The following is a 20,223-nucleotide window of genomic DNA, read 5'->3' as shown; positions in this document are numbered from 1 at the left end:
GCTCGCTGGGTAGGCGGGCTGGCACGGAGGCGTGCGGAGGTCGCTGGTGGTAGAAGGCGTGGGGATGAGCGCTTCCGACGCGCTGGTTCGCTCCGGCACCCTCGCGCGCCCCCAGACCGAGTCCGAAGCTGCCGTCGCCGAGGCCGAGCGGCGGCTCCGCGCATTGCTCGAGGAGATTTCCACGCTCGACCTGGAGGTGGAGACCCTCGCCTCGGAGCTGGCCACGTTCTCCGCGCGCTACGAGCGCGAGCTGTCGGTCGCCTTCGTCCCGCTCGAGCGCCGCGAGCGCCTGGTCCGGTGGCTCCAGGCGCTCCAGGACGAGCTGGCGCGACTCGACGCGGAGCTGCGTGCGCCGCAACCGAAGGTGTCCCGCCGCAAGTCGCGCAAGAAGTCCACGCGGTCGCATCAGTCCGAGAGGGAAGAGGCGGAAGGCGAGCGCCCCTGGACGCCTGGAGCCACGCTCGACGACGACGTGCCCGAGCCGCTCTCTCCCCCTCCCGACCTCGCGTCCGAGGCGCAGACCCTCAAGCGGCTCTATCGCAAGCTGGCGCGACTGCTCCACCCGGACCTCGCCCGGACGGAGGAGGAGCAGGAGCGGCTCCACCAGTTGATGATTCAGGTCAACCTCGCCTTCGAGCGGGCAGACCGGACCCTGCTGGAGCTCTTCCTCGTCCGCGTGGACCAGGGCGAGCTGCTCGAGCCGACGGTGTCCGTGGACGAGCGGCTCGCGCACGTCGAGAAGCGCATCGCCGCCCTGACACCTGTTCGCCGCTCGCTGCTCGCGGACCTCGACCGCTTGCGAGCGACGTCCACCTTCCGGCTCCATGCCGAATGGAAGGGGCGCCAGGAGCTGGGCCGCGACTACTTCCAGGAGACCCTCACCGAGCTCGCCGAGGACGCCGAGCGCACGATGCGCGACGCCCTGGCGCGCATGGGCCGACTCGACCGAGCGGCCCGGGAGCTGACCACGTTGAAGCACCCGCTCACCGAAGCGAAACCGGAAGGGGCGCTGCGCACCTTCGACCCCATCCTCGAGAGCCCCCTGGTGCGGAAGGGCGCGGAGCGTCTCGAGCGCCGACGGGCCTCGTCCGAGGCCCGCACGCTCGCGCAGACGCTGGAGGAAGCGGTGGATCAGGCCCCGTGGGAGGCCACGCTGGTGCTGATGGCCTTCTTCGCCGAGCGCGCGGGGCGTCCACCCGATGCGCTCTCGAACCGGGAGGGCTGGGCCGAGCGCTATGCCGCCGTGGCCACGGCCTGGCCGGAAGCCCCGGCCTTCGAGGAGTTGCTCACCCGGCTGCCACCTCCCCTCGAGATCGGGCTGCGCTTCCAGGGGGGAAAGGTGCGCTTCGGGCTCCAGCTCAAGTCGGTCGAGTTGCTCGCCGGAGTGCCCATTGCGCTCGAGCGCCGCACCGTCGCGATGCTGGCGCAGCGGGTGCTCGCGCACCTCGGCCCGCGTGAGCAGTGCAAGGGCTGTGGCGCGGACGTCTTTCTCGTCCACCTGCTGCGCACCCGGGGCCTGGATGAGCTCAATGGCCTGGTGTGCCCGGCCTGCGGCCACGTCGCCAAGAGCTACTTCCTCTTCAACTGGTCCGAGGGCCAGGAAGCGCTCCTGCCCTTCGCCCTGAAGGTCGGCCTCGTCGACGAAGTGGTGGTGAAGCTCGCGGGCAAGGGCATTGCCTTCCAGCTGCTGCCCGTGACGCGCGAGGCGCTGACCGTCGGAGCGCTCAAGCAGCTCTTCACGGACCTGTACCTCAAGCCGTACGGCATCGCGGCGGAGCCCGCGGACCTGGTGGTGAAGGCGGGTGCACGCGCGCTGAAGGATGAGGCCCGGGTCGAGGCGTCCGTGCTGACGCTCGCCATCCGCAAGGCGGGCCGGGACTCGCTCGCGCCCGTGCTGGCCGGGGACGAGCAGGAGTTGGTGGCGCTGCTGCGCTCGCGCATCGAGCGCCGCTTCCGGCCGGGCTAGCTCCGGCGTGGGCGACGCGGAGCCGGAGGGTCTCGTTCTTATTTTACCGCTTAGTCAGAAATGACCCGCTTTGCGGGTAGAAGGTTCGAATAAAGTCTGTCTTCCGCCCAGACGCTCCCATGTCGGGAGCGTGGGAAGAACCGCTTCAGAACTGGAGGGAGACCCGCATGTTCAAGAGAACGGCAGTCCTCGTGGTGAGCTGTGGCGCGTTGCTGACCGCCTGCGGTACCGACGCTGACCCGCGGCTCGAGAACGAGGAGATCATCTCCAACCTCATCGAGGCCGGGTATCCGGCCGACAGCATCATGGTTGTCGAGGGTGCCGTGTACGTGGAGCGCGACGCTCAGGTATCGCTCGAGGCGTCCCGGGAGATGCTCCAGCGCGGCGAGGGGAGCGCGGAGCAATACAGGACGAACAACCTGGTCGACACCACCATCGTGAAGAAGATCTGCATCAACCCGACCTCTGCGTTCAACACCTACAGCCGGCTCAGCCAGGGGCTCGACCTGGCCATCCAGAACTACAACAGCCTGGGACTCAGCTTCGTCATGGCGCGAGGACCGACCACCGGCTGCAACGCGAACATCACCGCACAGGCCACGAGTGGCGCCGGAGGCTCCGCGGGATTCCCCTCCGGGGGGCGTCCCTACGGGACCATCACCATCGGCACCGGGCTGCAGAGCTACAGCGTTGATGCGAACGAGCACATGATCACCCACGAGCTGGGTCACACGATTGGCTTCCGCCACACGGACTTCTTCAACGCGGCCAGCTGCGGCGGCAACGAGGGAAGCGCGGGCGTGGGTGCCATCCTCATCCCCGGGACGCCGACCTCGGACCCGTCGTCGCTCATGAACTCCTGCTTCAGGGCGACCGCGACCGGCGAGTTCTCCCAGTACGACATCGTTGCGCTGAACTACCTCTACTGAGAGTTGGCGCGACAGCCCGCTGCTGTGTTCGGAGCATGAACAAAGCCGGGCCGGGAGTCGGGGAGCCAGACCTTCTTCGTGCCGCTGTCCGTGTGACCTCTGGACGTTCCAACGTCCTATCGGTCCATCCGGACTCCGGAAGAGAGGTCTGACCCATGAACCCTACTCCTGGTGCCATCCTCACCTTCGATGACGGCCCGCTCGACGACAAGGGCAGTGATTGGGCCCTGAAGTCCACGCTGGACATCCTGGATGCCCATCGCATCCAGGGTGTCTTCTACGTGCTGGGTGAGGAAGTGCGGAAGCAGCCGGCGCTGGTCAAGCTCATCGCCGAGCGCGGCCACATCCTCCAGAGTCACGCGTGGAGCCACGTGGCGCTTCCCAAGCTGCCCGAGGCGCAGCTCAGGCAGGAGCTCCAGCGGACGCAGGACCTCATCTTCCAGACCGCGGGCGTGCGTCCCAACCGGTTGAGGCCTCCATACGGCGCCGGGTGGGTGGGCCCGAAGTGCCCGGTGCTGCTGAAGGTGGCGACCGGGCTGGGCCTGCAGCTCACCGGGTGGGACGTGGACACCAACGACTGGAAGGCCCCCCGCGGCCTGGCCGACACGCAGAAGTGTTATCCGGGCCGCAAGCGCTGGAAGGGGCTCTACGGCAGGCAGGGCGGGCCACTGGACATGCTCATGCATGTGAATCAGGCCACGGCCAGGGACCTGAAGAACTTCATCCTCGGCCTCCAGGCGGAAGGGTGGGAGTTCCGGTCCTACGGAGACCCGCCGCAGCGGCCGTCCGTGGCCGTCGCCTGAGGGTCCTGGCCTCTCCCCTGGATTGTTTCCGCGCTTCACCTCGCACGAGGAATCCCATGTCCACGACTCCCGCTGGTTCCACCCCTCTTCGCAATGACCGCTTCGCCGCCGAGCCCGAACTGGCGCAGGTGCTCGCAGGCCGGGCAACGCTCGGCCGCAACGCCCGGGGCCCGGGCGCGCAGGCCGTGCAGCAGGCCCTGATCGACATGGGCTTCAGCCTGCACGGAGGCGCGGATGGCGCCTTCGGCCCGCAGTCGCTCAAGGCGGTCCTCAATTTCCAGGTGCACGCCCGCTCGGCCTTCGCTGACGTCCAGGCCACCGGCGTGGTGGATGCCGCCACCCTGCGTGCCCTCGACACGCTCGCCCCGCTCCCGAAGCAGCGCGGCCAGGTGAAAAACCTCCCGGTGCCACGCTACGACGGCACCCCGCTGCGCGTGCTGGTGGTGAAGAACGAGCACCGGACCTTCCTCTTCGACGCGCAGGGCGGGCTGCAGGGCATCTTCGGCAACGCCGTGGGGGCACGTGTCACCCCGACGGACCTCGGCCTGAAGAAGGTCAACGCGAAGCTGGGCGCGGCGGAGGCACGGGACCTGGGCCTGAAGCTGTGGGGCGGCCTCGTCTACGGCCCGTGCATCATCGACCTGTCCTGGGCGGATGGCTCCCGCTCGGGCGAGGAACTCCACGGTACCAACGCACCGACCCGGCTGGGCGAGGACGTCTCGCACGGGTGCATCCGCCACGACAACGCCGCCATCCTCGTCCTCTACGAGGCCGTCAAGGTGGGGGACCGGGTGGCCGTCGTCGACAGCGTACAAGATGCACGCCTGGGCGTTCCGGCTCCCTCCCCCCGGGTTGCCTAGTAGCGGTTCGGGAACGAGAGGCGCAGCTGCTTCTGCTGCTCCTCGGTCCGCATGTACGTGTCGCCCCTGTTGCGACCGCCCTGGTTGTTGAGCGTCTTGCGGACCTCATCCACTTCGTTCTTGTAGAACTCCGCGGTGAGCGCCTTCAGCTCCTTCGCGACCTGGATGAGCGCCGCGCCGTCCTTGGTGGTGACGTTCGGTCCCATCGGGTTGCGGTACTGCGAGGGGACTTCGCCGCGCATCAGCGCGGTCACCGTGGCCCGGCCTCCGCTCAGGCGTGACGCCGCGAACGCCTGGAAGCGCGCCGCCGTGTCGATGTCCTTGAAGTGGGACTGCAGCAGGTACTGCGAAGTCGAAAGGGCCTGGTCCGTCCTCGCAACGGGCTTCTGCTCCACGGTCTGCACCTGCTCCGCGAGCGCCTTCTGGAACTGCGCGTCGTCGCCGTCACCGAGCGCGAAGCGCTTGCGCAGCTCGTGTGTCGCGATGTTGCCCTTCATCTTCCCGGCTTCTTCCATGACGTAGATCATCAGCTTCGCCTGGCCGAGCCCGATGAGGAGCGGAGGGGCCGCGGCGATCTCGAAGATGGTGGCGGTGCTGCCGGAGATGGCGCCGATGGTCGAGATGACGGAAGGCACGTTGTCGAGTGCCAGGTCCGCGCCGGCCTTGATGCGGTCATCCGCCGAGACCTTCTTGCCGTCGAGGTCGGTGCCGTACAGGACCTTCTTGGCATTGCCGTACATGCCGAGCAGGTCCGTGGGGCCCTTCGCGAGGCCGCCCACGCGCCCGAGCAGCTTCAGCACCTGCTCTTCGAGATGCGGCTGCTTCGCGACGAGCTGCAGCAGGCCGCTGATGATGGCGGGCGCGGCGGTGATGCCGGCGACCGCTCCCTCCACGGTGTTGCCCTTCGCGATGGCGTCCGCCGAGTTCTTCAGCGCGTCGAGCGCGTCCGGCAGGCCGTCGATGCCGGCCATGCTCGCCGCGATCTTCAGGTTCCCGGCGATGGTGGAGACGGTCTCCGCGTTGTTGACGGCATCGGCCTGCGAGTTGATCTGCGGGGCGGCATACGGCTTGAGCGTCGCCTCCTTGGAAATCTTGTCGAACAGGGGCCGAAGGCCCTGGCCCAGCGGTCCCGCGTCCTTCGCCAGGTCGGCGAGCTTCTTCTTGTTCGCATCCAGGAGCTCGGTGGAGCTGCCGCCGTTCGCGCGCAGGCCGTAGGCGAGCTCGAGCGCGCCCTTCAGCGCCTCGGCCTGCTTGGGGTTCGCGCCCTTTTCGATGGCGTCCGACACGACGTTGTCGATGGAGCCCGTCACCATGTCCTCGTCGGGCAGTTGGCCGAGCGGAGCGTTGGCGATGTTGTTCATCAGCGCGATGGCGGCGCGCGGCGTCTTGCCGCCCGACTCCGTCCCCGCGAGGAGCGTCTTCTGCGCGCCTTCCATCTGCGCGGTCATCGCCTGGAGCGAGGCCTTCAGCGGGCTGCCATCCGGCAGGCTCTTGAGTGCCTGTTCCAGCTTCGTCTTCGCGGCGGGAAGCGCTTCGAAGCCACGCTCGTCACCGTGGCCGATGTCTCGCGTCACCCGCATCGCCTCGTAGTACGCGGTCATTCCATCCCGCGTCGCCGGGTCGTTCACGAGCTTCAGCATCTGGTCGAAGTCGACATCGGTGCCGTTGATGGCAGCCTGACGGAGCGCGGGCAGCACCTCGGCCTGCGCGGCGTAGAGCTTGTCGAGCGAGTCCATCCCGTACGCGGCCGCCATGTTCGCGTCCTTCAGGATGGCGACCTGGTGGGGGCTGAAGGTGTACGCGTCCGTCGTGCCGCCGTTGGCTGCCTTCTTGAAATCCTCGGCGGTCACCAGCGGCTTCTTCGAGTCGAGGTCGATGGTGAGCTGGTTCCCATCGCGCCGCGCCATCTCCGCGACGGCAATCGTCGCGACCTCCTTCGAGAAGCCGAGCTTCATCGCCGCGTCGATGACGAAGGCCTGCGACGGCGTGGGCGTGGAAGCATCCGTCGGCAACGGGACGTCGGAGACCTTCACGCTCTCCTTCGCGTCCTTCGGCAGCTTGAGGTCGCTGTCTCGACGCGAGGTCGCGCGCAGCTTCACGCCCGACATGAAGTCGTCGGTGACGAGCGGCTTCAGCAGCAGGTTGTCGCCCAGCAGTCGCTGCGTCAGCGGCGTCTTGTTCTGCGTCGAGGTCGTGAACGAGTCGCGCGGCAGCACGTTCGGCTGCGCTGGCGGGGTCCGGGTCGGCACGCTCGGCTTCGTCGGAGTCGGCGGAACCCTGCTCGTGGTCGGCTTCGTCGTCGTCGTCGTCGGTGAAGGACGCTGACCCGTCACTTGGGGGGGCATGGATTCTCCGGTCGTGCTGGACTCATGCGTGCGGCGATACGAGGACGCTCCCACCCGGATTCTTTTGCATTGAATTCTCACGGCCCCGGCGAACGGCGCCTGTGAGGCTCACTGTTCCGTCAAGTGCTTGGATTTACGGCGTGTATGCCCAGGGCCGGCCAGGCGCCATGGGCGTGTGCTCTGGCAGTCCCGCCTTGTTGTACGCGGCGTGTGCCCACCTCTATGCTCCACCTCGCGGTGAGTGCTTCGGAGTGGGGGAGCCATGAAGCAGCCTGCGACGGCGTTCGAGGCGGTCCCCTCCACGCCCGCACACCACTTCCGCCTGTACTACTTCGCGGCCGTCTCGCGGGTGCTCGCGCGCGCCCCCTCCTTCGAGGAGTTTCCGTTCCTTGCTGGCTACCACGACGAGCTGGCGGCCCTGGGGGCAGCCGGGCGCGACGAGGCCTGGTGGCAGGAGGCCCTTGCCGCATGGGAGCAGCGCATCCCGGGCCACCTGCCGGCGCGCGCCCTGCGTGAGGCGGCGGGACTGGACCACCGAGCGCTCACGCTCCTGTTCTGCGTGGGCCTCACGGAGGAGGACGCGCGCTTCGGCCTCCTCTTCGAAGCGCTGCAGGCGGCGCCGGGTGTCCATCGCCCGACACTGGGGCTGCTCCACGCGTGGTGGAACGCGGAGGGGAGCGAGGCGCGCGCGGCCCTGGAGCCGCTCCGCGAGGCCGGCCTCCTGCGGGTGACGAACCCCGACGCGCCACGCGTCGAGTGGGCCTTCGAAGTGCCTGGAGCCCTGTGGGATGCGCTGCGCGGTGACGTGCGCCTCCGCCCGTTGCCGTGGCTGCGCTACCGCCCGGCGGCGGAGCTGCTGGAGATTCCCCGGCTCATCCTCCCCGACGCGGTGCGGGACACCGTCGCCCGCCTGCCTCCGCTGCTGAAGCAGCGCGAGGTCCGCACGCTGATTGTCCGCGGGCCGCGCCATGGCGGACGCCGCACGCTGGTGGGGGCTGTCGCACGCGCGCTGGGCCGCGGCCTGCTCGAGGTGGAGCTGCCCACGCCGCGCAACGACGAGCACGCCCGCGTGGCGGGCACGCTGGCCACGCTGCTCCACGCCGTGCCCGCCGTCATCCTCGAGCCGGCGCCCGGCGAAGTCACCGAGTTGCCCCGCCTGGGCGCCTGTGACGCGCCCGTCGCCGTCGTGCTCGGCCGGCATGGGGGCGTGAGCGGCACTGTCGAGCGCCCCGTCACGCTGACACTCGAGACGCCGGGGCCGGCGGCACGCCGCGCGCACTGGCTCCGCGCGCACGCCGTGGACGAGGCCGAGCTGGACACCATCGCCTCTCGCTTCCGGCTCACCAGCGGCCACATCCACACCGCGGGGGAGCTGGCCCGCTCGTATGCGGCGCTCGCGGGCCGCCGTGCCATCACCGCCGAGGACGTGAGCCGCGCTGTCGGCTCGCTCGACCGACAGGCGCTGGATGCGCTCGCCACGCGCCTGGAGACGGGCGGTGACTGGAGCGAGCTCGCCGTCGCCCCCGACGTGCAGCGGGAGTTGGTCCACCTGGAGCGGCGATGCAGCCAGCGCGAGCGGCTCCAGGACGCCGTGGGTCCGTCCGTGGGGCGGCAGCTCCGTCCCGGTGTGCGCGCGTTGTTCCGCGGGCCCAGTGGCACCGGCAAGACGCTGGCGGCCCGGCTGCTCGCCGCGGAGCTGGGCATGGAACTCTACAAGGTGGACCTCTCCACCGTCGTGAACAAGTACATCGGCGAGACGGAGAAGAACCTCTCCCGCATCTTCTCGCTCGCGGAGGAGCTCGACGTGATGCTCCTGTTCGACGAGGGCGACGCCCTGCTCGCGAAGCGCACCGCCGTCCAGTCGGCGAACGACCGCTACGCAAATCTGGAGACGAACTACCTCCTGCAGCGCATCGAGTCCTTCGAGGGCGTCATGCTCCTCACCACCAACGCGGGGGACCAGATGGACACCGCCTTCGCGCGGCGCATGGACGTCACCATCGACTTCCGCCCGCCCGAGGTTTCCGAGCGCTGGAGCATCTGGCAGCTCCACCTGCCCGTGGGCCACGCCGTGGAGACCCAGTTCCTGCACGAGGTGGCGGCGCGCTGCACGCTCTCGGGTGGACAGATACGGAACGTGGTGCTGCACGCGGCCACGCTCGCACTCGGGGACGGAGGAGCCATGGGGACCGACCATCTCGACGCCGCCATCCAGCGTGAGTACCGGACGGCCGGGGGAATCTGCCCGCTGAAGCGCGGCGCGGGCACCGTCAGGAGCGTGCGCTGATGCCAGGTGGAACGCGGACCTCGCGCCAGAGCGCCCCCACCCCCGCGCCCGCCGCGCGCCCCGCGCCCGCGCGGGCGGCCGCCCCGGGAAGGCCCACCGGTACCGTGAGCGGCGCCCCGGCGGTGCGCCTCACCCCGCAGCCCGTGGGAAGCACCGTCACGCCCGATGAGGTCGACATCTCCTCGGGACAGCTCACGGTGCCGGAGGCCACTGCCGCGGAGGCGCGGCCCGGGCGCGACGTGGACCTGCGCGTGCGGCTGCCCGGCCTCGCCGAGGGCACCATCCGCGTGCGCAAGCGCGGTGACACCTTCAGCACCACCGGCGCTGGCACCGCCATCCGCCTGAGCCACCCCGCGCTCGCGCCCCTCGCGGACCAGGTCCCCACCGTGCTGGTGGTGACGGTGCGGGAGAACGTCGTCACCGGCTGGGTGGGCGTGGGCCAGCCGGGCCCGGCGCGCGGCACCCGGCGCGCGCTGGTGGAAGGCATGCTGCGCGGGGGCAGCACCGCGCTCGGCCTGCTGGGGATGACGAACATCACCATCCCCACCGTGGTCAACGAATTCACCGGCGGCCGCATCAACCTCGCCGTCGAGGGACTCGGCTTCCGCCTGGGCGGCTACCTCGAGGGTACCGGCACCCTGCGGCTCGACAACCAGGCGCTGCAGGTGGAGGGCGGCGCGCGCGTCGAGATTCCGGGCGGCTCGGGCGGTGAGTTACGCGTGCGCCGGGGCTCCAACGGCGTGCTGGGTGGCGACCTGCGCATGACGGTCGCCATCGGCCCGGCGACGGGCACCGTCGTCGCGATGCTCGACCAGGGCTTCGTCCACGTCCAGGGCACGGTGGGCTACCGCACCGAGCGCATGAGCGGCAGCATCACCCTCATCGCCACCGACGAGCGCACCGCGAGGGACCTCACCACGCGGACCGACCTGGACCCGTCGGCGCTCCCGGTGGCCCAGCCGGGGCCGGACAACCCGGCGCGGCCGGGCCGGCGCGCCTTCTGCGGCTGGGGCGAGCTCTCCATCACCCTCACGCCCTGGCTGTCCGGGCGTGCGCGCGTCCTCGTCAACAACCAGGCGCAGGCGACCATCATCGGAGAGGTCCGCCCCCAGCGGGAGCTCATCCTCTTCCAGGAGCGGGAGTGGAACCGGCGCCTGTTCCGCGTGGAGATTCGCGCCGGCTACGGCATCCCCGTGGTGGGCCAGGTCTTCGTCTTCGCCAACATCGGGCTGGAGGCCCTGGCGCGTGTGGGCCCGGGCCGCCTGCACAACATGAGCGTGACGGGGCAGTTCTCCACGGACCCGCGGGTGGAGAACCTCTTCACCATCCAGGGCACGCTCAACATCTCCGCCTTCGCCGGGCTGCGCCTGCGCGCCGAGGGCGGCGTGGGGCTCACCATCCTCGGCCACGACATCAAGGCCGGCGTGGGGCTGAACGCGCTGGCGGGCATCCGTGGCTACGTGGACGCCACGCCCCGCATCGGCCGGCGCCAGGCCCCGGGCGGGCGTCCCGAGTGGTTCATCGCCGGCCACATGGAAATCGCCGCGCAGCCGTTCCTGGGCTTCAGCGGAGACCTGTTCGTGGAGCTGGACTCGCCCTGGTGGTCGCCCGCGCCGGACAAGCGGTGGACGTGGCCGCTGTTCAACCTGGAGTACCCGCTGCCGGGGGAGTTCGGCATCGGCGCGGACGTGGACTACGTGCTCGGCTCCCGCAGCTGGCCCACCGTCCAGTTCGGCGAGGTGGACTTCGACTCCAGCAAGTTCATGACCGACCTGCTCAACGACAACGTGGACCGCGGGCGCGGCGGGGAGCAGCGGCGGCCGGGCAACTGGCGCGAGGGCACGGGCGGCGGCGCGCCGGGAGGCGCACGGGGCGGGCGCGGAGGCGCTGGCCGGGGCCAGGGCACCGAGAGCTTCGACGGCCCCATCGGAGAGAACATGACGTTCTCCGACGGGCACGAGTCGCACCGCCTGTTCATCCAGGAGGACGCGCGCGGCACCACGCCGATGATGGCGAGCGAGGCGGAGCGCATCGAGACGAAGCTGACGCGCTGGCGGCGCAACCTCGACCTGCTGACCCCGGCGGACCGCTCGCGGGCGGAGACCCTCATCCAGCTGACGCGGGACCGCGCGCGGGAGCTGGATGAGCGCGCCGACGAGCAGAAGTCGCTGAAGGACGCCGAGCGCAACGCCCGGCCGGTGTACGAGCGGAACCGGGGGCAGCGCCGAAGGCGCTCCGGACAGAATCAGCGCAAGCGTCCCTCGGAGGTCCGCAGGCAGGTGCGCGAGTCGCAGGCCGGGCTGCGGGACATGCTGCGCGAATTGAGCACGCTGGTGGCCGACCAGCCCTTCACCCCCATCCTGCGCACGGCGTCGATGCCGGAGGGAGGAAGAGAGTCCCTCCAGCTGGTGGAGCAGGATGACCGGGCGAAGCTGCGCGTGTCCAACGCCGACGACGCGGGCGTGTTCGTGCGCATCGCCTCGGGCGCGCCGATGTCGAGGGCGAACAACCAGACGGGGCCGAATCTCATCCGCACCACGTTGAATGACGTGCAGCGGCGCGCGGTGAGGCTCCGGCTCACGCGCATCATCCGCAATCGCATCAACCGGCGCGCCTTCGTGGCCCTGCGCGCGCCGATGAACGAGCTGACGGACATCGTCGCCACCGTCGGGCGCGTCATGCGCATCGCCAACCTCGCCCGCGCGCTGCGCATCAACCCCGTCACCCCGATACGCACGCTGACCTTCGTGAGCAACCCCCGGAGGTATCCCGACGGACAGGGCATGCCTCGCGCGGTGTATCGCGGCATCTTCCGCCAGGAGATGGCGCGCCAGCTCCTGCTCCAGCAGCGGGGCATCAACCAGCTCACCGTGGACCGGTGGCTGGTGAACCTGGCGCTGTTCCGGATGAATGCCACGCTGTACCGGCAGATGGACCGCGGGGGGCGCACCGTCGTCCTCCAGCGCCTGCAGGAGCGCGCCGCCGCCGCCCAGGTGCGCGTGGCCGGCTACCTCGCACGGCTGCAGCAGCGCCGCGACCGGCTCCAGGCGGAGCTCGCCAACATCCAGGCGCAGAATGCCGCGCTGGCGAGCACCCGGACCGCGCTCGCCCGGAACGCGGCCGACCTGATCGAGGTGGCACGGCTCATCACGGTGGCCAACGAGACGCTGCGCAGGGCCCAGGTCGCTGCGGACGCCATCCTCCGGACGCAGGGCTCGAGAGACCTGGCGGCCATCGAGGTGGACGACAACGGGGTGACGCTGCCCCGCCCCCTGCGCGAGGACCTGCGGCCCGTGCGCGAAATCCGCCGCGACAGGCGGGGCGAGGAGGTCATCATCTATTACGACCTGCGCATCGTCGGCCGTCAGAACAACGAGATTCGCTTCCGGGACAGGCTCAACCCCCACTACGAGCGGCTGCGTCGGCGGCTGCCCGTATGGGAGCAGTTCGGCAGCCTGAGGAATGGGTTCCAGAGCTTCGCCGTGCTCCACAACCCCGACCAGGTCGCGGGCGGCGAGGACGCCTTCCCGGAAATCGTCTTCCCCGCGGGCGAGGACTACACCGACGCGGCCTGGACGCGGTTCTACAACCAGATGCGGCGCTACGTCGGCAACTCCATGGTGAACAGCCGCATCGGTGAGCAGTGGGGTGACCAGATGAACCAGGAGGGCAGGGCCGTCATGGGCCGCATCCCCGCGAGCGCGCACCCCATCTGGAGGAACAACTTCCGGTTCCTGATGAACCCGCCGGCGGGGACTCCGTGAGATGACACCCCTGGCGAAGCACTTCCGCCGGGGCATGGGACGCCCCGCTCCTGCGACACCGAATGCCATCCACTTCAACGAGCCGGGCGTGAGCCTGCTCTGGGAGACGGTGGGCCCCGAGCTGGGCGCGGGCTGGTTCCTGGACCGCTTCGTCTACCTGTTCGGACCCGGGCTGGAGCGGCTTCAGCGCTGCCTCCAGGCGTGGGCCTTCCTCGTCCCTCCCGACCACCCGGACCGGCGGGTGCTCGGGTACAACATCCACGGCGCCATCCTCGTGCTCGAGAATGGTGACTCCGACGTGCCGCGGGTGCTCGTCCTGGAGCCTTACCGCGTGGCGTATTGGACGCACGAACACCTCGGCTTCGAGAACCTGTTCGCGAAGTGGTTGCCGGACCGGGAGCTTCCCTACTTCCTCGACACGAGCGTCTACGCGCACTGGCGCCAGTCCACCGGGCAGTACCTGCCCGAGGACATGATTCTGGCGCCGAAGCTGCCGGAGGACCTGGGCGGCACCTGGACGCCGGAGAACTTCCAGGTGGAGAACCTCTTCGAGTACTACGAGCGCACCGGCCGCAAGTACGCGAAGGTGGCCGCGCAAGCGCCGAAGAAGCCTGGGGGGCGCAAGCGATGAAGGGCAGGGCGCGGTTTCCGGCCTACCTGAGCGGGCTGCCATTCCACCTGGTGCCGCGCGTGCCGGGCGCGGACGAGCGTGCGAAGCGGGTGGAGGCGGCGCGCGCGGGTGATGCCCAGGCCGCGCTGGAGGCCGCGTCCATGCTGTTCGAGGGCCGGGGCGGGCCGGTGGATGTCCCGCTCGCGAGCGAGCTGCTGAGCGGCGCCGCGGAGCGTGGCTCGGTGGAGGCCCTGCTGATGCTGGGGGGCATGTTGTGGAGCATCGACGGGCACGAGCGCGAAGGGGTGAGGTGGCTGCAAGAGGCCGCCGAGCACGGCGCCGCCGAGGCTCTCTACGTCCTGGGCATGGCGTGCGCGCGCGGCCGGGGGCTGCCGAGGGATTTGGAGCTGGCGCGCCGCTTCCTGGAGCAGGCGGCAAGCTCCGGAGTCGTCGAGGCGCGGGACGAGCTGGCGCGGCTTCCCGTCCGCTGACACCTCGCGGAGGCCGCCGGGGCGCCGGGCAAAATTCAGGGGCTATTCTTTTTTCAAGATGACGGGCGGGTGCGGGCCCTCTCTTGCGCGGGAGAAGACCTCCCTTTGACAGGCGTTGCCACCCAACCCCCTTGGGCACGCCCGCGCATCCAGAGGAGCAGACAATGACAAAGAATTCCGTGCCCGGCGTACTGCTGGGCGTGTTCGTGGCCATCGGCCTCGTGGTTCCCACCGTCGCGCAGGCCTTCGCCGCGCCCCTCGTGCGCGTCCCCTTCGTGGGCCGTGTCTGGCAGACCGGCGCCAGCATCTGGGTGGGCACCGCGGAAACCTACGGGGACGCCACCAGTGAGAAGCTGACCCTGCGCGCCCGGGAGGCGTCCGCCTGTGAGACGTGCTGGGTGTCCACGGTGGAGATGGCGGAGACGGGAACCGGAGGTGGCTTCCGCGCGTGGAAGGGCGTGGTCGAAGGGCTGAAGCCCAACACGAAGTACCACTATGGAATCTTCGCCGCGGGCAGCTCCACCGAGCGCGGTGGCTTCTACTTCATCACCGAGCCGGATGGACCGGCGCGCTTCAAGATTGGCGTCGCGTCCTGCATGAACGGCGAGAAGAACCCGAGCCAGCCCTCGTGGGACATCATGCACGAGCAGCTCAACACGGGAGAGGCCAACCTCCAGCTGCTCATCGGGGACAACATGTACACGACGCAGAGCCCTCCCACGAAGGACCACTACTGGTTCAAGTACTTCCAGCAGCGCCAGGTGCCGGAGTTCACGAACGTCTTCCGCGCCTTCCCGACGTTCGCCACCTGGGATGACCATGACTACGGGCCCAACGACGAGGATGGCACCTTCGCCCAGAAGGACGTGGCCCGCTCGGTGTACGCGGCCCTCTTTCCCCACCCCGAGTTCGCCGGAGACGGCATCAACTACAAGTTCACCTGGGCCGGGGATGCGAACGCCGTCAGCGGCGTGGAGGTCTTCATGATGGATGACCGCTGGGGACGTGACTGTCCCCGGTCCATGCCCGCGGGGTATGCGCCGAAGATGTATGGCTCGACGCAGTTCACCTGGCTGAAGACCTCGCTGCTGGCCTCGAAGGCGACCTTCAAGGTGATTGTGAATGGCTCCACCCTGGGCAGCGAGTGCTGGGGAACCCAGAAGCAGGCGCTCTTCGACCACATCGTCTCGAACAAGATTGGCGGGGTGCTCTTCGTGACGGGTGACATCCACCGGAGCCTGGTCTCCCAGCGCACGCCCGCGGGGGGCTACCCGCTGTGGGAGCTCACCTCGTCTGGCATTGGCGTCTCCGCCGACCCGGCGGAGTACAGCTTCGGCATCATGGAGTTCAACACGACGCTGGCGGACCCCACCGTCACGCTCAAGGTCATCAACAACCCCCAGCAGCGCTCGACGATTTCGGGAGCGGGAGTCACCGTCTCCACGACAGTCCTGAAGCGCTCGCAGCTTTCGAACTGAGGACGGCTTCGACGCGTGGGCTCCCTTGGGGGCTCGAATCAATCCCCCTCGACGGAGCCCTCCAGCATCAGCTCCACGTTCGTCGCGGGTACCTGCACCTCCACGTCTCGCGGCGGATGGCCGAGCTTCTCCACCCGCAGCTTGAGTCGCCCCGCGACGAGGCCTGACAGGGTGAAGTGGCCCTGGGCATCCGTGAGGGCGCTGCCCACGCTCGTTCCTTCTTCCAGGACGCCCACTTCCGCCGCGCCCACCGGTGCTCCCCGCGCATCCCGGACGCGGCCGGACAGCGTGAGGCCCTCGCGCAGCACCAACGTGACGGGCACGGCCTCCTCGTCCCAGGCTCCCACCCGGACGGATTCGGAAGTGAGGTAGCCCGGGGCACGCGCCTGCGCGATGTAGCTGCCAGGAACGAGCCCCCCGAAGTGGACGTCGCCCCGGGCGTCCGTGCCTTCCTCTCGCACCGTCTCCCCGCGTCCCTCGCCCACCAGTGTGAGGGAGACGGACGCTTCCTCCACGGGCGCCCCGCGCGCGCCGTACACCTTCACGGACACCGCTGCCGCGGGCGCCAGCGACAGCCGCAGTGGCTCGGTCCGCGGCAGCCGGAGCTCCCGCGCCACGGGGAGGTATCCCGGGCGCTCGACGCGCAGCTCATAGGTGTCCCCCGTGAGCTCATGCACCTCGAAGCGCCCATCCGCGCCCGTGCGCACCTCCTCCTCGCCGCCGCGCCCGGGCCCCATGAGCTCGATTCGCGCACCCTCCAGGCCGAGCCCCTCGGGTCCCAGGACCTGACCCGCCAGCACGTACTCCGGCTGCAGCGCGACCTCGACCTGCGTCTCGATGCCTGCGTCCACCATGACGGTCCGCTGCTCGGCCCCATGACCCGGGGCCCGGACGATGACGGCCTGGGCACCCGGCGGCAGCGGCGCGGCTCGGAAGTGGCCCACGCCCTCCTCGCGCCAGCGGACCTCCGGCGCGGTGGGAGACTGGACGCTCGCGCCCTCGAGCTCCCGGCCCGAGCCGGCCTCCACCACCCGCACGTGGAGCCCGCCCGCCGGCTCCAGCTCCACGTCGACTCCCGAGGTGTCCTCGCTCAAGGGGTCGAGCACCCGCAGGCCCAGTCCCGTGGCGCTCTCGGCGCGCAGCTCGGCGCGTCCGCAGTCCAGCCCCTCCAACACGAAGCGTCCCGCGCCGTCGGTCCTCGCCTCCGCGCCTTGTCCTTGAGACGTCACCCGGGCCCCTGGAACGACAGCGCCGCGCTCGAGCACCCGTCCCTCCACGCGCAGCGCGCAGGGCGGCGACACGGTGTCGGGCCGGGACGCGGGAGCGAGCAGCCCCCGCTCGTCCTGGGCCTCCTCGCGGGCATCCTGGCCCTGGCCGCTCGGCACGGCGCTCGCGTCGGCCGTCGGGCCTGTCTCCGGGGCGTTCGAGCCCGGGTCGGTGCCAGCAGCCCGCGCCTCGGCGGAGGTCCCCCGGCCAGCGGAGGAGCCGGGCGCGAGGGCGACGCCGAGGAGCGCCAGCAGCAGGAGCAATGCGCCCCCCGCGATGAGCCCGTACCGCATCGGAAGCCCTCCCTTTTCGGCGCGCGCCCGCATGTTCCTCGGAGGGCGCGGACCCGAAAACATCTCAAAAAATCGGAGGGTTCATTTTGAGTGAGATTCCAGGGGGGAACTTCCCTCCAGGGAGGCGAAGGTCACCTTTTGGAGGCTCCCCATGAAGCGATGCTTCGCTGCTGTGCGTTCCCTGTGTCGGCTGGCGACGGCCGGCACCCCCACCACGGCCGTCGTCCTCGCCGTCTGCCTGGGGGCCGCCGCTCCCGCCCGGGCCGCGCTGCCGAAGCCGGTCTACGCGCCCACCAACGGGTTCCCGGACCCCTCCGTGACGAGCGAGAGCGGCCAGTTCTACGGCATGGCGACCGGCAGCAACGTCCCCTCGGCGTTGGGGGACATCGCCTCCGGGCCCTGGACGTCCCAGGGGCCGGCCCTCAGCGCGAAGCCCTCCTGGGCCACCAGCAGCGGCATGTGGGCCCCGGACCTCGAGCGCATCGGCGCGAACGAGTGGGTGCTCTACTTCGCCGCCCCGGTCGACGGGCTGGACAGCGGCCAGCGCTGCATCGGCGCGGCCACGGCCAGCTCGCCCCTGGGGCCGTTCACCCCCGTTTCTGGTGGGCCGCTGGTCTGCCCGGGGCTGGCCGCCACCCCCACCGCGGATGACACCGTCCCGGGCCGCCCCATCTCGACGGCGGGGGTCATCGACCCCTCCGGCTTCAAGGACAGCGATGGCACGCGCTATCTGCTCTACAAGACGCAGCAGTTGCCGTCGTCGCTGCGCATCGTCCGGCTCAACGCGGCCGGCACGCACGTGTTCAGTGGCGCCACCAGCCGCCAGTTGCTCCGCTCGGACCGCATCGTGGAGAACCCCGTCGTCGTGAAGCGCGCGGGTTCCTACATCCTGTTCGCCTCGCGCGGCCCCTACAACAAGTGCAGCTACGAGACCATCTGGATGCGGGCCTCCGGCCTGGGCGCCAACGCCTTCAACACCGTCACCCAGCACACGCTGCTCACGCCCGGAAGCACGGATGGGGTGTGCGGCCCTGGCGGCGGGGACATCGCGGCGGCGCTCGACGGCGGGCAGCGCATCTTCTTCCACGGCTGGCTGTGCGGCAGCAGCCCCTGTCCGTCTGGCTTCGACGCGCAGTCCGACACCGGGGGCCGCCGCGGAATGTACGTCGGCGTGTTGGGCTGGGACTCCAGCAACGACCCCGTCGTCAACCTGTTCCTCAACCCGGGGGACTGAGGCTGGAGCGCCGGTCCTGCGCCCGCGTCTACGAGCAATCCGCGGGGTGGGGTGCACCCCTGGACCTCGGGGTGGGTGCCTCCGCGCGCGGGACGCGTACCATCCGCACGCAGCCCGCTCCTGACAGGACGCGGGACGTAGGGCCGCGCTCGGACGCCAGGACGCAATCGGCTGGAAACACTCGCGAGAGGGCCGAGGCACGCCTGTTGCTCCCGGCAGGTCCGCCTCACCACACCCGCCGTGGGAGCCCCTCATGTCCGAATCCATTCTCGATGTGGCCATCATTGGCGCCGGTGTCTCCGGCGTGTACTCGGGTTGGCGGCTGCTGACCCAGGGTGGCAACCGCAGTGTCACCGTCTTCGAGGCGAGCGACCGCGTGGGGGGACGCCTCCTGTCCGTGATGGCGCCTGGCGTGCCGGAGTGCGCCAGGGCGGAGCTCGGGGGCATGCGCATCCTTCCCGCCGTGCAGCCGCGCATCAAGCGGCTGCTGGAGCACCTCAACCACGGCGTGGGCCAGGAGGAGCGCATCGAGACGTACGACTTCCCCGTCGATGACCCGGCCAACATCGCCTTCCTGCGCGGCATCCACCTGCGGCTGCAGGACTTCACCTCACGCCCCGACCGCGTGCCCTACCACCTGTCCTTCCTGGAGCATGGACAGTCGCCGGGCAACATCGTCGTCAACGCCATCGAGCAGATCGTCCCCGGCATCACCGACAAGGGCCTCAACGAGTACGACCGGCGCGAGATGGCGCGGAAGGCCTCCTTCGCGGGCAAGCCGCTGTACGCGCAGGGCTTCTGGCAGGTCCTGGTGCGCGTCATCAGCGGCGAGGCGTACCACCTGGCGCTGGACGCGGGCGGCTACCAATCCACGCTCAACAACTGGAACGCGGCGGATGCCATTCCCTGGTACCTGTCCGACTTCGGCATCAACCCGGACTACAAGGGCTTCAAGAAGGGCTTCCAGCAGGTGCCGCTGACGCTGGCCAAACGCTTCCGCGAGGCCGGTGGCGAGCTGAAGCTCAACACCCAGGTCACCGGCTTCGAGTGGAAGGACGGCGTGGCCGAGGTGCACTTCAAGGACGCGCCCACCGTCCGGGCCCGGGCCCTGGTGCTGGCCATGCCGCGCCGGGCGCTGGACCTCATCACCGGGGGCAGCCCGATGCTCCAGTCGCTGGAGGTGAGCCGGTTGGTCCAGAGCGTCACCCCGCAGCCGCTCTTCAAGCTCTTCACCACGTACCGGGCGCCGTGGTGGCTGCCGTCGGGCGTGGAGAAGGGTCGCACGGTGACGGACCTGCCCGTGAGGCAGACGTACTACTGGCCCAACAGCAGCGGCCAGCCGGTGAAGAACGGGCCGGCCATGCTGATGGCCAGCTATGACGATGGCTTGAACATCGGCTTCTGGGACAGCTTCCGTCCCAAGCGCGGCCTCGGCTGGCGCCGGCAGACGCAGGGCGTGTCCAGGCCGGAGGAGTTCAAGGGCCGGCGCGAGCGGCAGGGTCTGTCCAGCGAGGTGGACCCCGAGTGGCTCAAGCACCACGCGCCGGAGGCCATGGTGGCCGAGGTGCAACGGCAGCTCGGTGCCATCCACGGGCTGTCCTACGTGCCCGAGGTGGAGGAGGCCGCCTTCATGGACTGGGGCGATGACCCCTTCGGCGGCGGGTGGAACAGCTGGAACATCGGCGTGAAGAGCTGGGAGGTGGGGGAGCGCATCATCCAGCCCGTGGAGGGTGCCCCCGTGTACATCTGCGGCGAGGCCTACTCGGATGCGCAGGGCTGGGTGGAGGGCGCACTGCAGACGGCGGACCGGATGCTGCTCAAGCTGGGAGTGACGCCGCCCGTGGAGGACGGCCTCTCGTCTCCACACTGAGCCAATGAAGAGAGCCTGCTCGCGAGG

Annotated in this window: 13 protein-coding genes; 11 read left to right on the top strand and 2 right to left on the bottom strand. The window is 70.0% G+C overall.

Annotated features, from left to right (window positions below; translation table 11 throughout):
• Positions 1-64: 64 nt before the first annotated feature.
• The 4 genes from OV427_RS08615 to OV427_RS08600 all read left to right on the top strand — a co-directional run bounded on the left by OV427_RS08615 (position 65) and on the right by OV427_RS08600 (position 4,558).
• On the top strand, positions 65-1,966 hold the full coding sequence (locus OV427_RS08615; RefSeq protein WP_267855631.1) for a molecular chaperone DnaJ: 1,902 nt from the start codon (positions 65-67) through the stop codon (positions 1,964-1,966).
• A gap of 167 nt (positions 1,967-2,133) precedes the next feature.
• Positions 2,134-2,895 carry a zinc-dependent metalloprotease gene (locus OV427_RS08610; RefSeq protein WP_267855630.1) on the top strand — a complete coding sequence of 254 codons (762 nt, stop codon included), beginning with the start codon at positions 2,134-2,136 and terminating at the stop codon, positions 2,893-2,895.
• A gap of 155 nt (positions 2,896-3,050) precedes the next feature.
• Positions 3,051-3,698, top strand: coding sequence for a polysaccharide deacetylase family protein (locus tag OV427_RS08605; protein ID WP_267855629.1), 648 nt, complete (start codon positions 3,051-3,053; stop codon positions 3,696-3,698).
• 56 nt (positions 3,699-3,754) lie between these two features.
• Positions 3,755-4,558 (top strand): L,D-transpeptidase family protein, encoded by an 804-nt coding sequence (locus tag OV427_RS08600; RefSeq protein ID WP_267855628.1) that lies wholly within the window; start codon positions 3,755-3,757, stop codon positions 4,556-4,558.
• On the opposite strand, the gene OV427_RS08595 is transcribed toward OV427_RS08600, so the two are convergent.
• The gene (locus OV427_RS08595) at positions 4,555-6,903 is read right to left on the bottom strand and encodes a hypothetical protein (protein ID WP_267855627.1); all 2,349 of its coding nucleotides are present in this window, start codon (positions 6,901-6,903) and stop codon (positions 4,555-4,557) included. The genes OV427_RS08600 and OV427_RS08595 overlap by 4 nt on opposite strands.
• A 262-nt stretch (positions 6,904-7,165) precedes the next feature.
• Here OV427_RS08595 and OV427_RS08590 point away from each other — a divergent pair, with 262 nt between their 5' ends.
• The 5 genes from OV427_RS08590 (at position 7,166) to OV427_RS08570 (ending at position 15,533) form a co-directional block, all read left to right on the top strand.
• Positions 7,166-9,190 carry an AAA family ATPase gene (locus tag OV427_RS08590; protein WP_267855626.1) on the top strand — a complete coding sequence of 675 codons (2,025 nt, stop codon included), beginning with the start codon at positions 7,166-7,168 and terminating at the stop codon, positions 9,188-9,190.
• A complete protein-coding gene (locus OV427_RS08585) occupies positions 9,190-12,954 on the top strand; it encodes a polymorphic toxin type 15 domain-containing protein (protein WP_267855625.1) in 3,765 nt (1,254 codons plus the stop codon). The genes OV427_RS08590 and OV427_RS08585 overlap by 1 nt, the downstream gene beginning before the upstream one ends.
• A gap of 1 nt (position 12,955) precedes the next feature.
• Positions 12,956-13,585 (top strand): hypothetical protein, encoded by a 630-nt coding sequence (locus tag OV427_RS08580; RefSeq protein ID WP_267855624.1) that lies wholly within the window; start codon positions 12,956-12,958, stop codon positions 13,583-13,585.
• Positions 13,582-14,055, top strand: a complete 474-nt coding sequence (locus OV427_RS08575; RefSeq protein WP_267855623.1) for a tetratricopeptide repeat protein — start codon at positions 13,582-13,584, stop codon at positions 14,053-14,055. Before OV427_RS08580 ends, OV427_RS08575 begins: the two co-directional genes overlap by 4 nt.
• 164 nt (positions 14,056-14,219) lie before the next feature.
• Complete coding sequence (locus tag OV427_RS08570) at positions 14,220-15,533, top strand: alkaline phosphatase D family protein (protein ID WP_267855622.1); 1,314 nt, start codon at positions 14,220-14,222, stop codon at positions 15,531-15,533.
• 38 nt (positions 15,534-15,571) lie between these two features.
• Here the strand turns inward: OV427_RS08570 and OV427_RS08565 are convergent, their stop codons facing one another.
• The gene (locus OV427_RS08565; RefSeq protein WP_267855621.1) at positions 15,572-17,092 is read right to left on the bottom strand and encodes a carboxypeptidase-like regulatory domain-containing protein; all 1,521 of its coding nucleotides are present in this window, start codon (positions 17,090-17,092) and stop codon (positions 15,572-15,574) included.
• A gap of 151 nt (positions 17,093-17,243) precedes the next feature.
• On the opposite strand from OV427_RS08565, the gene OV427_RS08560 reads away from it, so the two are divergent.
• The gene (locus OV427_RS08560) at positions 17,244-18,326 is read left to right on the top strand and encodes a glycoside hydrolase family 43 protein (protein ID WP_267855620.1); all 1,083 of its coding nucleotides are present in this window, start codon (positions 17,244-17,246) and stop codon (positions 18,324-18,326) included.
• Positions 18,327-18,579: 253 nt separating this feature from the next.
• Positions 18,580-20,196, top strand: a complete 1,617-nt coding sequence (locus tag OV427_RS08555) for a flavin monoamine oxidase family protein (RefSeq protein WP_267855619.1) — start codon at positions 18,580-18,582, stop codon at positions 20,194-20,196.
• Positions 20,197-20,223: the final 27 nt, after the last annotated feature.

Source organism: Pyxidicoccus sp. MSG2, assembly GCF_026626705.1.
In the GTDB taxonomy this organism is placed as follows: Bacteria; Myxococcota; Myxococcia; order Myxococcales; family Myxococcaceae; genus Myxococcus.
This window is presented reverse-complemented; position numbering and strand designations above follow the sequence as displayed.